15 protein-coding genes are annotated in these 12010 nt (G+C 46.4%); 4 read left to right on the forward strand and 11 right to left on the reverse strand.

The annotated features are described in order from the left end of the window. Positions 1-21: 21 nt before the first annotated feature. The 4 genes from htpX to NIE88_RS15640 all read right to left on the reverse strand — a co-directional run bounded on the left by htpX (position 22) and on the right by NIE88_RS15640 (position 3929). Complete coding sequence (gene htpX / locus NIE88_RS15625; protein ID WP_253063525.1) at positions 22-912, reverse strand: zinc metalloprotease HtpX; 891 nt, start codon at positions 910-912, stop codon at positions 22-24. Between the two features lie 12 nt (positions 913-924). Then, positions 925-1470, reverse strand: coding sequence for a LemA family protein (locus NIE88_RS15630; protein WP_253063526.1), 546 nt, complete (start codon positions 1468-1470; stop codon positions 925-927). Positions 1471-2276: 806 nt separating this feature from the next. Further along, a complete protein-coding gene (locus NIE88_RS15635) occupies positions 2277-3053 on the reverse strand; it encodes a tyrosine-protein phosphatase (protein WP_253063527.1) in 777 nt (258 codons plus the stop codon). Positions 3054-3287: 234 nt separating this feature from the next. After that, positions 3288-3929, reverse strand: a complete 642-nt coding sequence (locus tag NIE88_RS15640; RefSeq protein WP_253063528.1) for an NUDIX hydrolase N-terminal domain-containing protein — start codon at positions 3927-3929, stop codon at positions 3288-3290. A 92-nt stretch (positions 3930-4021) separates the two neighbouring features. On the opposite strand from NIE88_RS15640, the gene NIE88_RS15645 reads away from it, so the two are divergent. Next, a complete protein-coding gene (locus NIE88_RS15645; RefSeq protein WP_253063529.1) occupies positions 4022-4771 on the forward strand; it encodes a class I SAM-dependent methyltransferase in 750 nt (249 codons plus the stop codon). A gap of 187 nt (positions 4772-4958) precedes the next feature. Next, a complete protein-coding gene (locus NIE88_RS15650; RefSeq protein WP_253063531.1) occupies positions 4959-5645 on the forward strand; it encodes an NAD(P)H-dependent oxidoreductase in 687 nt (228 codons plus the stop codon). 346 nt (positions 5646-5991) lie between these two features. On the opposite strand, the gene NIE88_RS15655 is transcribed toward NIE88_RS15650, so the two are convergent. The 5 genes from NIE88_RS15655 to NIE88_RS15675 all read right to left on the reverse strand — a co-directional run bounded on the left by NIE88_RS15655 (position 5992) and on the right by NIE88_RS15675 (position 8660). After that, positions 5992-6933: a hypothetical protein gene (locus tag NIE88_RS15655; RefSeq protein WP_253063533.1), complete on the reverse strand. Its 942-nt coding sequence runs from the start codon at positions 6931-6933 to the stop codon at positions 5992-5994. Positions 6934-6944: 11 nt separating this feature from the next. Further along, the gene (locus tag NIE88_RS15660) at positions 6945-7433 is read right to left on the reverse strand and encodes an HXXEE domain-containing protein (RefSeq protein WP_253063535.1); all 489 of its coding nucleotides are present in this window, start codon (positions 7431-7433) and stop codon (positions 6945-6947) included. A 27-nt stretch (positions 7434-7460) separates the two neighbouring features. After that, positions 7461-7619, reverse strand: coding sequence for an HAD-IA family hydrolase (locus NIE88_RS15665; RefSeq protein WP_253063537.1), 159 nt, complete (start codon positions 7617-7619; stop codon positions 7461-7463). Next, the gene (locus NIE88_RS15670) at positions 7616-7813 is read right to left on the reverse strand and encodes a hypothetical protein (RefSeq protein WP_253063539.1); all 198 of its coding nucleotides are present in this window, start codon (positions 7811-7813) and stop codon (positions 7616-7618) included. Before NIE88_RS15670 ends, NIE88_RS15665 begins: the two co-directional genes overlap by 4 nt. 256 nt (positions 7814-8069) lie before the next feature. Beyond that, positions 8070-8660 carry a GNAT family N-acetyltransferase gene (locus NIE88_RS15675; protein ID WP_253063541.1) on the reverse strand — a complete coding sequence of 197 codons (591 nt, stop codon included), beginning with the start codon at positions 8658-8660 and terminating at the stop codon, positions 8070-8072. A gap of 96 nt (positions 8661-8756) precedes the next feature. Between NIE88_RS15675 and NIE88_RS15680 the strand changes: the two genes are divergently transcribed. Together NIE88_RS15680 and NIE88_RS15685 are read left to right on the forward strand one after the other, a co-directional pair. After that, the gene (locus NIE88_RS15680) at positions 8757-9200 is read left to right on the forward strand and encodes a hypothetical protein (protein WP_253063543.1); all 444 of its coding nucleotides are present in this window, start codon (positions 8757-8759) and stop codon (positions 9198-9200) included. Positions 9201-9228: 28 nt separating this feature from the next. Next, on the forward strand, positions 9229-9729 hold the full coding sequence (locus NIE88_RS15685) for a shikimate kinase (protein ID WP_253063545.1): 501 nt from the start codon (positions 9229-9231) through the stop codon (positions 9727-9729). 528 nt (positions 9730-10257) lie between these two features. Here the strand turns inward: NIE88_RS15685 and trpB are convergent. Together trpB and NIE88_RS15695 are read right to left on the reverse strand one after the other, a co-directional pair. Further along, positions 10258-11433, reverse strand: a complete 1176-nt coding sequence (trpB, locus tag NIE88_RS15690; protein WP_253063547.1) for a tryptophan synthase subunit beta — start codon at positions 11431-11433, stop codon at positions 10258-10260. Between the two features lie 133 nt (positions 11434-11566). Next, positions 11567-11998 (reverse strand): DUF2500 domain-containing protein, encoded by a 432-nt coding sequence (locus tag NIE88_RS15695; RefSeq protein ID WP_309247049.1) that lies wholly within the window; start codon positions 11996-11998, stop codon positions 11567-11569. Between the last annotated feature and the right edge of the window lie 12 nt (positions 11999-12010).

Below are 12010 nucleotides of genomic sequence, written 5' to 3' on the forward strand. Positions count from 1 at the left end.
TTTACGAGGGGGGCTTATTTCTCACATCGCCTTAAGCCGTTCGATACGGCTCTCAATCGGCGGATGGGTCGCAAACCAATTAGTCTTCTTTTGTTTCTTGCCGAATGGATTGGAAATATACATCGAGGCAGTTGCATCTTTAACATGCTTCATGCCTTTGTCATCACTGCTGATCTTGGTCAGCGCGTTGATCAATCCCTGCGGATCACGCGTCAATTCGACCGCCGAAGCATCGGCAAGGTACTCACGATTGCGTGATACGGCGAGCTGAACGAACTGTGCGACAATCGGTGCGAGAATGATCAGAACAAGCGCAATGATCATAAAAATCGGATTTGATTTTTCATTGTTGCGTTTATTGCTGCGGCCGCCGCCCCAGAAGAACATTCGCTGGCCGATGTCCGCGACAACAACAATAACGCCGACAAGTGCAATACAAAAAGTCATTAAACGAATATCATAATTTCGAATGTGGGAAAACTCGTGTGCGGCAACCGCGGCGATCTCCTCACGGTTGAGACGTTCGAGCAGGCCGCTGGTGAACGCGATTACACTGGATTCCGGCTTCATTCCGGTTGCAAATGCGTTCGGTGATGGATCATTGACAATGTAAATTTTCGGCATCGGCACATTAGCCGCAAGTGCCAGTTCTTCAACTACATTGAAGACCATCGGGTTGTCGCTTTTCTTGATCTCGTGCGCTCCGGCCATGCTCAGGACTTGGGCACGCGCACTGGCAAATGTGATCGGCACATAAAACGCGAGCACCACCGCAGCGATCACCGGCCCGGTCAGCATGTCCCCGTTCAGAAAATAGCCGACCGCCCAGCCGATCACAAGGACGAGGAAACAGAAAAAGGTGAGCAGCACAAGCGTTTTTCGCTTATTTTGTTGGATTTGTTGATAGAGCATGAGCGGCCTCCGTTAAAAGGTAACCTTAGGCACATCACGTTCAGCCTCGGGAATTGTGAGCAGCTCTTCTCTTTTGAAGTTGAACATACCGGCGATAATGTTCGATGGAAACGATTCACGCTTAATGTTGTAATCCTTCACCGTCTTGTTGTACAGCTGACGCGAATAGGCGACCTTATTTTCCGTCGTTGCCAGTTCTTCCTGGAGCTGCAGAAAGTTTTGGTTCGCCTTCAGATCCGGATAGGATTCTGCGAGTGCAAAAATCGATTTCAGCGCGCCCTCGATCTGGTTGTCCGCTTCGATTCGCTGCTGCGGCGTGCCGCTGATCAGGCCGTTGCGTGCTTCAATCACCTGATTCAGTGTTTCTTTTTCATGTTTCGCATAGCCTTTAACCGTCTCCACAAGGTTTGGAATCAAGTCATGGCGCCTCTTCAATTGTACATCGATCTGACTGAACGATTCCTGGACCCAGTTGCGCAGCTTGACTAAACCGTTGTATTGAGCAATAAAATAAATCACGATAATGGCTAAGATGGCAATAATAATCCATGTGGTCATAAGTTCCGCTCTCCTTCTATTCATGTTGCTTTAAGTATAGCATTTGTAAGTCATTCATTGCCTATTCATGTAATAATTCCTATAAGAAGAGGAAGAAAAAAATAAGAACTACGAAAAACAGCTCCTTACAATGTTGGAGGCCAGCTGCAAAACATGTGCATAAATTCAAGCCCTATTAATGACGTTGATCGTTCCATCCGGATATTCTTCATCAATGATACACGGAACCATAAGAAAAAAACGAGCGAGAAACACCTGGCCCTTACTTCCACAGGATGCGGCGGCCTTCGCGTTGCCCGTATAAAATAAGCGGAGATTTTCCGGTTACATGCATCGTAGTCTGTGTTTCGCGGGTACATAAGGATAATTTTTCCGCTTATGCACAGCGAAACTCTCCATTTTCACGTTTTTCGATTCGATAAGCGAAAATTCTCCGTCTATTTAAGCGATTTTTTCATTCATTTTCGAATTAAGCGGAATTTTTCCGTCTATTTCTCAGATTGGAAATCAGCATCTTATGACGTTGATCGTCGTGTCAGCAAGGCAAAACGATAAACGTTCTTTATCTGGAAGAAAAATCGGACAAAAAACGTCTGATCAAACCCACGCCTGGTTTTTAATGCGCCCCGGTTGCTCGCATCAACTAGTGCAACCGCGGGCAGTCCGGGAGTCTCCTCAAACAAGCAAGTGCCGGCGGGGGCGTCTCCCCCGGCCTGCACTCCCACGATAGTCTGGCACCTGCAATTTGTTCCACGACCTTTTGCTTTGAGAAAAAAGACAGCTTCTTCAAGCCGCCTTTTTTCAAATTATTCCAAACAAAAATCTTTAATCCGTTCGCGTTCGGCACGGGTGATACCGAACTCTCGTTCCAGGTACTTGCCAAACTTGCCGTAGTTGCCGAAAATAGAGCTGATCGAGGCATCCAGATATTCCTCATGCAACAAGAAACCTTCTTCAAAATTTTTCAGCTGCTTGCCGGATACATACTGCGCTGCCTCAGCAAACATTTCCCGATGATAAGTAACCAAAGTTTTATTCGAGAGCAGATAATCCTCCATAATCGTCTCGAAAGTCACACCCAATGTTCGCAAAAGCAGCATTGCGCCGACGCCGGTCCGGTCACGACCGCCCGCACAGTGGTGAAGCACTGGCAAATTTTCTTCCGGCTTCTTAAACAGCTGCATCAGCCGTTTATAGGATCTGTTCCGAATCGGCATTTCTCGATAAACCTGTGCAAATTTATCACGCGTAAACGTTTTATAAAAAGTCTCCGGATCCCATTCATCTCTGGCGGTCGATTTATCTTCCCCATTGACCGCGATCCGTTCATGCCGTTCATTTCCAATTTGCGGGTCTGGTTTAACAGCAGCTTCCGCCTTATCACGGTAATCATAGACGAGCTTGAGATTCAGGGGCTTAAGATTTTTCTTATCTTCATTCGTCATTCCGGTCAATTCCGCCGAACGAAAAAGGAGCCCTTTCTTTACTTTCCGTCCGTCCTTTGTCTTAATTCCGCCCATATCGCGAAAATTGTACACGCCTTCCAGAGGTAGCACCCGTTCCATCAATGCATCGCTTGCCATCAGCATCCCCTCTTCCCATTCACTGTTTCTTTTTCATTTATTCTATCATAATTTGTTGCTTCATTTGTTGCAGTCATGAAAATGATTTGTCAGTCTTTTATGAATGCTGATAAAAAAAAACTGAAACGATCTTGAAGCGGAACGAAATCATTTACACTATTTTTGACATAGTGTATGCAATGGATCAGACAAGTTTCTCTAATGTAACTTAGGACTGAGATGATCAATATGTGTTTAATCAAACTGCGTCACCCAGTTTTTATCACTTGCCGCTTTAAAACACATTTTGATCTGTTCCTGAGTATTCTTTTCCTCGGCAAGCGGCGGCAGCTCGTCAATCTCAAAGTACCCAGTCTCAGTGGTCTCAATGTTTTTCTCAAATTGTCCGCCAATGAGCGAGCAGAGTACAAACACCTTGCACACGCCATAGGCATACACCGGTCGATTATGGGCGTTGCGGTCTTGGACAGCAATAAGTCGAATCGGATCGACGTCCATTCCGGATTCCTCCTTGACTTCTTTGATCGTATTCGATTTTATCGACTGGTCCACGTCGACCCACCCACCCGGAAGCGACCATGTGCCAGCATTTTCCTTGACCAGCAAAATCCTGCCTTTTTGGAAAATCGCCGCGCGTGTATCAAGCTTCGGTGTCTGATAGCCCGTCTCATTGCAGAAAATCTCTTTGACATGATCAATTGAGAAGCCGGTTTTCAGGCTCAGCATTTCCGCCGCAATATCGCGGATACGCATGAATCGTTCCTGATCAAAGCAGTCTGTTGAATAGGCGAGACCGGCCTGTGCCAAGGCTTGAAGCTCCATCGCCCAGCTCAGCCAAGGCTTGTCCTTAAAAAGCTCGCTGTTTCTCTCATTCATGGAAATCCCTCCGATACATTATCTATGAAAAACGAATACAATCATGTACGATGATGGAAAGCACTTATCTCAATTTGAATTGAGGGTTCAGAATGAATAACAGTGACAAATTTACAGGTAAAGCCTCCATCTATGCGCGCTTCCGTCCCAACTATCCGCAGCCAATGATTGATTACCTGCTCACCGATACGAATCCGCAATTTACTGTGGCCGATATCGGATCTGGTACAGGCATTCTGACCCGGCAGCTACTTGATCGCGGTGCCAAAGTGATTGCTGTTGAACCTAATGAAGATATGCGTACGGCCGCGGAAAAATCACTCAGCGCGTATGCTCCGTTTACGTCAGTCCCCGGCAGTGCCGAGCACACGCAGCTTCCCGACCATTGCGTCGATCTGATCACAGTCGCGCAGGCATTTCATTGGTTTGATGCGACTCGTTTTAAGAAGGAATGCCGCCGCATTTTAAAGCCGGACCAAAAAGTCGCTCTCATTTGGAACAGCCGCATACCGGACGCGCCGCTTATTAAAGAAACCGAAGAAATCTGCAAAACATTCTGTCCAAATTTTCGTGGCTTCTCCGGCGGTAGTGACAATGATCGTTCAATTTTTTGCACTTTTTTCCGCAATGGCAAGTATTCTGTGAAGACCTATAGCCATCCGCTACAATATATGCTCGATGAGTTTATTGGCCGTCATTTATCGGCTTCCTATGCACCAAAGCCGGACAATGCAAACCACCAGCCGTTTGTTCAAGCGTTGGCACAGCTGTTTTACCGCTACGAACAAAACGGCGCAGTCTCGTTTCCAAATGAAACACGCTGCTATTATGGATGCGTCTAAAGATCAATCGCAGCCTTCATGCTCTGTGAAACAGGCAAGCCAATTTAGTTTATTTTTTTGAAGAACGGAGACTATAATAATCTTTGTTAGCATGATGGATGTTTCTGACGGTGATCGGATCGTGCGCCATCCTAGGCAACGTTCGATTCGGATCTATTTTATATTGTGAAAGAAGAGAAGTTAAGTCATGAATCAGACCATGAACAAGGACCAAGTCAAAACAACCGTTTTATCCGCATTCCGGTTCAGACACGCCTGCAAACAATTCAATCCGACAAAGAAAATAAGTGATGAGGATTTTCAGTTCATTTTGGAAGCCGGACGTTTATCGCCAAGCTCATTCGGCCTTGAACCGTGGAAATTTGTCATCGCGCAAAATAAAGACCTGCGCGCCAAACTCGCACCGGCAGCGTGGGGTGCAACCGAAAAGCTGAAAACTGCAAGCCACTTCGTGCTGATTTTGTCTCGGCTTCAATCCGGTCTGGATGCACATTCTGATCATGTTCAGCACATAATCAATGACATTCAGCAATGTCCGCCAGAGGTTGCCAAAACGATGACCGGTGCGATTGCTAACTTTCAAAAGGTGGATTTCACTCTCACCGATAATGAACGCGTCTTCTTCGAATGGGGCTGTCGTCAGTGTTACATTGCGCTTGGCAACATGATGACTGCCGCCGCGGAAATCGGTATTGACTCCTGTCCGATGGAAGGATTCAACAAGAAGCAAGTTGAAAAGATCCTTCAGGGCGAAGAAATTATTAACGGCCATGATTTCGGCATTGCCTGCATGGCCGCCTTCGGTTATCGTGCCAAGGAACCGCGTCCGAAAACGAGACAGCCGCTTGAAGACGTCGTCACGTGGAAAAACTAAGCCTTACTATAGAAGAGCCTGTGTACCTTTCATTGCACAGGTTCTTTTTATTTAACAATTTTATTACTTACTTTTTATAATCAAATGGAAAGAGGTGAAACGGTGAGCTATTTATATAAAATCGCCAGACCGGAAATGATTACCGAAACGACACTGATCCTTTTTACGATGCATGGCGTCGCCTTCAATTTTTACGACCTCAGAACCATTTCCGAAACCGGTGAAAAAAATTCGTACAGATTGATACGCAAAGTGGCCGGCCGTGTGGCTCCGGATTCATGTATTATGTGCCCGGTTTTTCGAAACAGACCGACAAACCTCCAAAATGGACCGATATTCGGCCAAATCACTGTCCCGTTTCGATCAGTGTCATTCTTTTTTGGGCGACCGTATCACGCATCTGTTTAAGCTCGGTAATCTTTTCATCCAATTTGCTAAGAAGTTCGTTCGTCTGATGCAGCATTTTTCTCGTCTGAGTCTCTGAGTTTTGAATTTTACTGTGTACCATCCAATCGGTCACAATGTTATCGAAAAAGTAGTCCGCGAAATTCAATAATTGATCATTTTCTAGATTAGAAAGCGCAATATCGGTAACATCGCTCAATTCATTCTGAAATTGTCTGAGCACTTGCTGGGCCTCGTGAATATCGCCACGGGCGTCATCCATTTTTCCATGTTTCATCGCTGTCGAGATGAAGCCCCCGCCGAACAGATCCGAATTCGACCAACTCTCCGCAGACCCCAATGATTTTAATGCGCGTTCAAGTGCGTCGCGCGCCTGGGTTCCTGCCGTGAACGCCTCACCATATTCTTTAAGGCTTGCACGGAGATCAGCCTCTTGATCCATCAACGCATAGAGTTCTTCGCTGAGCGGTGATTGAGCATCATGAATGAGCCGCTCTTTCTCCCGCATCCACGCAGCATAGCGCGCGTCCGCATGCTCCACGGATGTTAATCGGCTTTGCAGCTCCGTCAGTTCCTTTTTTATGTCTTCTGTTGTTCGGAGCGCCTCCTGATACTTCAGTTCCGCCGCCGCTGCTTCCTGCTTCTCTTTATCGATTTTTTCCAGTTTCCGTCCAATGATTGAATAAAGAATTGCCGGTATGCTGAATGACTCGATGCGATCAACATCCTTTTGTTCTTTATGAAGCATGGATTTCAGCATATGCACTTTTATCTCCTGCTGCTCCGCCTCATCTTGCAGACGCCCGAGTTGATCCTCCCATTTTTGTTTCTGTTTCATTTGTTCTTTGATTTCTTGAAGCTCTTTATCGAATCGATCCAGCATGGTAATCCCTCCTAATAATTAATCCATTTTCCAGCGAGTCGAAATAATACCGAAATAGCCAAAAGTAATAATACAGCCATGATAACTGTCGCACCTATAAAACCGGCAATTGATAATAATTGGGATTGAAAAGCATTTATGATCAGCAGTCCGTTAACTGGCACAAGCAGCAAAAGTCCGGTCATCAATCCCGGTGAGTACTTTTTTTCAATGATCGTCGATGACAGATGAACCAGCAAGACATTGAGAATCATCGCGCCGACATAACCAAAATAGGCGTATTTCAAAAACCACTGATCGGGATAAAAAAGATATAATGCCGTAATCAGCACCGCAACAGCTGTGACAAAAAGAACGGCAAACAAAAATTGATCCTGCGTCGGCCGTGGCCGCCTTTTCATTTTCAACGGCTGTGCGGATGCTCTCACAAGCCAGACGGCTTCCTCAGCATTATGAAGAAAAAAAGCAAGCAGGAAAAGCAGTAAAAGGTACGGGGCCATGGTAACCTCCTTATTTTTCAAGACATTTTATACCTGCAGAAAATCACGAAGCATGCGTATGGACTGAATGCCTAATTTTGCCGCTTCTTTACCATTGCACGCACTGTCGTCGATGAATCGTGCCTCTTGCGGTTCCACGCCCAATTCGTCCAGTACCGCTTGATACATCCGAGCATCCGGCTTCATCCCCCTAATTTTGATGAAACGATGAATGAAGAGAAATAGTCTCTCAGCCCCGCCTCAACAAACACGGCTTCAAGAGACGGCCATGCAACGGATACAACGGCCAGCTTGAATAAATGGCTCAACTCCGGGGTGTACGTGTAAACTTCTTCAAAAAAGATGTACTTTCTGCGATTAAAAACGAGATCCTCAGCCAAAGCCTGAATCGCTTTTCATCTAAATGTAATTCAGGTAAAATTGAATAAAATGGCTATATTCCCCCTCTTTGCTCTTGATTAAGGATTGGTGGTTCATGCAGGTTACCGCCATTGCGGACGCATGCCATCTTTTTTAAAAGAAATGGAGTGAAATTTGTGTTTATCGATGCAGGAATACAAATGCGGAGAAATAAACCAATGACCTGATGCAGGTTCATTCAAGATACGCCCTGAATCAATGAACAACGTCCGAACCTTATTCGCCATCGTCAATGGCTCCCCTCGCATCCTTTGTTTCATTTTTCTTTTCCGTCCATTCCGAGTCCAGCATGCCATAGACGATGTGGTCGACATAGCGATCGTAAAGCCATTCGGCCTGACGGATACAGCCTTCTTGCTTAAATCCGAGCCGTTCGGGCACCGCACGGCTTTTGGTATTTCCGACAGCGGCACGAATTTCCACCTTGTGCAGACTGAGTTCTTGAAATGCGATATCTGTCAGCGCACGGGCGGCACGCGTCATGATGCCATGTCCTTGATGACCCGCTCCAAGCCAATAGCCGATTTGCGCCGTTTTATTCATCGAATTGATCATGTTTAATCCGATTACCCCGACCGCCACTCTGTCGCATAAAATGACCATTGTCATTCCACGGTTCTCTCCATAATCTCTTTGCGCACCTTGAATGAACGTACGTGTATCGCCGACGGTTCTTGTCACATCGAGCCACGGCAGCCATTCACGCAAATAATTACGGGACTGCTCGCTCAGTTCGAAGATTTTCTTCGCATCCCGCAGATCAATGAGCTTCAATTCAAGTTCATTATCAACCTTGTGGATAAACATATGACGCATCCTCTCATTTTTTCTATTGTAGCATGCATGAGAGAAGTATATAGATTAAAATAGTTTAAAAACTGTATCAACATTGGAGGAAGTCTGATGAAAAAGGTATGGTTGCTATCACTCTTTCTACTGTTCTTGTCCCTATCTGCCGGATGCTCATCGGAACAGGAACCACCAAATGCCACGGTCAAGGTGCGTCATTCACAAGTAGAAACGGGAAAGGGCACGTACGAGTGGCGGTATGGATTTTTCTATCATAACGCGGCTGTTGCAGATGCCATTTCTCCATCGAAAATCGCAAAACGCATAGAGACTCGGCCGGTCGCTAGCGGCGATAAAGCGGTCATTTCGTTCTCCGATCAATCGCATCCAAAACTTACGGCACACATTTGGGACCATGAAAAAGCAAGAACAGAGCTGCCAGTTCACCAAAACCGGCTTACTCTGCCGACAAAGCCGGGAACCTATGTTGTTCTTCTCCACGCAAAATGGATACGTGGAAATTCTGATTATGTACTCTTTGTTAAAGTGTCCAAATAAATTTTATGCTGTCAAAGGAGATTTCTGCATGAGTCGTCATCCGAAAAAAACCGTCATTTTCATCACCGGTATGTCCGGCACTGGGAAATCAACAACGCTCGCCGAACTGGCGCGCAGAGGATACACCATTGTTGACACCGACTACGGAGGCTTCAGTATAGAAATGTCGCTTCCTGACGGACAAAGCTTTGAGCAGCTATGGCATGAGGAGCGTGTACGCGAACTTCTTGCCAAGCATGATGAAGGCATCCTGTTCCTCTCAGGATGCGTTCCCAATCAGGTTCAATTTTATCCTCAATTCGATGCCGTTGTACTCTTGTCCGCGCCTCTTGACACCATTCTCGAACGCGTCGCGTCGCGCAAAAACAATCCATTTGGGAATTCGGAAGAAGATCGTGAACAAATTAGAAGGGATTTCATTGCATTTGAACCGCTTCTGCGCGACGGGGCGACGGCCGAAATCGATACGTGCAGGCCACTTAATGAGGTCGCTGACAAACTCGAGGCAATCGCTAACGCCATTCACTAACCCATGGATTAAGAAAAACCGGGCAGAAAGTGCCGATCCTCACTTCCGCAGGATACCGTGGCTTTCGCGTTGCCTGCAGGACGCATGCGTAATTAGCGAAAGTTCCTTTTCTGTTAGTGAAAATTCTTCTACTCCAAAAGCGTTTTTGAATCATCAACCTTGTCTCGAACAGACATTTCTGTTTTTCACAAATCATTTTGATCCTTAATTAAGTAACGAGTAAAATAAGCGGAAATTTTCCGGTTATTTGCATCTTGGCGCTTCTTTCGCGGGTAAATAAGGGTATTTTTTTCGCCTATTTAAGCGATTTTTCCATTCATTTTCTAATTAAGCGGATTTCGTCCGTCTATTTCTCAGATTTGGCGCTTGCCTGATCGCCTAGCCGAATCTTATGACGTTGACTGTCGTACCAGCAAGGCAAAACGATAAACTTTCTTTACCTATGAAAAAGACGGCTTAGCATTCATTTTGAATACCAAGGCGCCCGTTTTGTTTAACATGTTTATTTTTCAAATCGCATCATCATTCTTATTTTTTCTGTAGCATCTCATACACTTGCTCCACGTCTTTATCCCCGCGACCGGAAAGGTTGACAATGATGCTCTCATCCTTTGGCAGTGTCTTTGCCAGCTTCATTGCGTAAGCAACGGCGTGCGCGCTTTCCAATGCCGGAATGATTCCTTCAACCTTCGAAAGGTTCAGGAATGCATCCAGCGCTTCCTGACCGGTCACCGTCACGTATTCGCCGCGGCCGGATGCCTTCAGATAGCTATGTTCCGGTCCGACGCCCGGATAATCCAGACCCGCGGCAATAGAATACGTTGGTTTAGGATTATTGTTTTCATCCACCAGCGCGTAACATTTGAAGCCGTGGATAATCGCCGGCACGCCTTCTGCAATGCTTGCCGCCTCAACCGGCTCCACACCGACAAGACGAACGCTCGGTTCGTCAATATAATGAGCGAACGCGCCGATCGCGTTGCTGCCGCCGCCAACGCAGGCAACAACCGCTACCGGCAGCCGGCCTTCTTTTTCCAGAATCTGACGTTTCGATTCTTCACTGATCACCGATTGAAAATGGTGTACCATCGTCGGATAAGGATGCGGACCAACCGCCGAACCAAGCAGATAAAAGGTCGTCTCATGGTTTTGAACCAGATCACCTAACGCAGCATCAACGGCATCCTTCAATCGTCCCTGCCCTTGTTCCACGGGCACGACTTCAGCGCCAAGCAGCTCCATCCTGAAGACGTTCAATGCTTGGCGTTCCGTATCGTATTTGCCCATATAAATGGTGCACGGCAGACCAAAGAGGGCTGCGACAGTCGCGGTCGCGACACCGTGCTGGCCGGCACCGGTTTCCGCAATAATCCGTTTTGCGCCCATTCGTTTCGCCAGTAAGATCTGGCCGATTGTGTTATTGATCTTGTGTGCACCTGTGTGGTTCAAATCTTCTCTTTTCAGATAGATTTTCGCTCCGCCCGCCTGTTCTGTCAGATTCTTCGAAAACGTCAGCGGGTTTTCGCGGCCTACATAGTCTTTCAAATAGTATCGCAGTTCCTTGTTGAACTCAGGGTCATTCTTGTACCTGTCAAACGCTTCAGCGACCTTCGCCAAAACCTTACGCAATTCTTCCGGGACATAGCTTCCACCGAATTCACCAAATGTTCCTGCCTCTGTTACTGCGCTCGTGCTCTTACTCATCTCTGCTCCACTCCTGTTCTTTTTTCGCGCCCGCCCTATAACAGACGCCGAAATTGCTGTGCTCTTCAAGTTTCCAATAGACAGATCGTAAAGTCAACATGAATTTTCAAACCGACACAAAATTTCAAATGAATTAATCGCGATCTTGTACATCTGAATTTACCGGTTCACGCGTGAAGCCTTGAGACCTGCTTCCTTGAAAATCAAGCATGCCGTAATCTCCTTCAGCCAGTTCTCCGTATTCTGAGCCATTTACATGAAACTCCATCTGATCTCCGCTTTCCACTTCAAATGTGGCATAATAATGTGTAGACACCATGGTTTGATTTCCGCCCGAAGTTTTTGTTCGTTTGCCCACAACTGAGGCGTGTACGCGAAGCCGCGGTTTTTGCTGATTCGAAGACCATGTTGTGATTCCTTTGATCGCGCTGACGACAATAATCGAGATAACGATAAAAAAAACAAGATAAAAGAAAATCTGCGTGCCCTGAAAAACGGCATCAAATGAGTCTCCGAACGAACCTCCCCGAATGGATTTGTATTTTCTATTTTTGGGTATTCGTATCTTGTTGTCATT

Origin of the sequence: Sporolactobacillus shoreicorticis (assembly GCF_024125445.1) — a bacterium.
Taxonomy (GTDB): domain Bacteria; phylum Bacillota; class Bacilli; order Bacillales; family Sporolactobacillaceae; genus Sporolactobacillus; species Sporolactobacillus shoreicorticis.

Excerpts from the sequence above, each read along its gene's own strand:
- htpX (WP_253063525.1), bottom strand. The coding sequence starts at position 912 with ATGCTCTATCAACAAATCCAACAAAATAAGCGAAAAACGCTTGTGCTG.
- NIE88_RS15630 (WP_253063526.1), bottom strand. The coding sequence starts at position 1,470 with ATGACCACATGGATTATTATTGCCATCTTAGCCATTATCGTGATTTAT.
- NIE88_RS15635 (WP_253063527.1), bottom strand. The coding sequence starts at position 3,053 with ATGGCAAGCGATGCATTGATGGAACGGGTGCTACCTCTGGAAGGCGTG.
- NIE88_RS15640 (WP_253063528.1), bottom strand. The coding sequence starts at position 3,929 with ATGAATGAGAGAAACAGCGAGCTTTTTAAGGACAAGCCTTGGCTGAGC.
- NIE88_RS15645 (WP_253063529.1), top strand. The coding sequence starts at position 4,022 with ATGAATAACAGTGACAAATTTACAGGTAAAGCCTCCATCTATGCGCGC.
- NIE88_RS15650 (WP_253063531.1), top strand. The coding sequence starts at position 4,959 with ATGAATCAGACCATGAACAAGGACCAAGTCAAAACAACCGTTTTATCC.
- NIE88_RS15655 (WP_253063533.1), bottom strand. The coding sequence starts at position 6,933 with ATGCTGGATCGATTCGATAAAGAGCTTCAAGAAATCAAAGAACAAATG.
- NIE88_RS15660 (WP_253063535.1), bottom strand. The coding sequence starts at position 7,433 with ATGGCCCCGTACCTTTTACTGCTTTTCCTGCTTGCTTTTTTTCTTCAT.
- NIE88_RS15665 (WP_253063537.1), bottom strand. The coding sequence starts at position 7,619 with ATGAAGCCGGATGCTCGGATGTATCAAGCGGTACTGGACGAATTGGGC.
- NIE88_RS15675 (WP_253063541.1), bottom strand. The coding sequence starts at position 8,660 with ATGTTTATCCACAAGGTTGATAATGAACTTGAATTGAAGCTCATTGAT.
- NIE88_RS15680 (WP_253063543.1), top strand. The coding sequence starts at position 8,757 with ATGAAAAAGGTATGGTTGCTATCACTCTTTCTACTGTTCTTGTCCCTA.
- NIE88_RS15685 (WP_253063545.1), top strand. The coding sequence starts at position 9,229 with ATGAGTCGTCATCCGAAAAAAACCGTCATTTTCATCACCGGTATGTCC.
- trpB (WP_253063547.1), bottom strand. The coding sequence starts at position 11,433 with ATGAGTAAGAGCACGAGCGCAGTAACAGAGGCAGGAACATTTGGTGAA.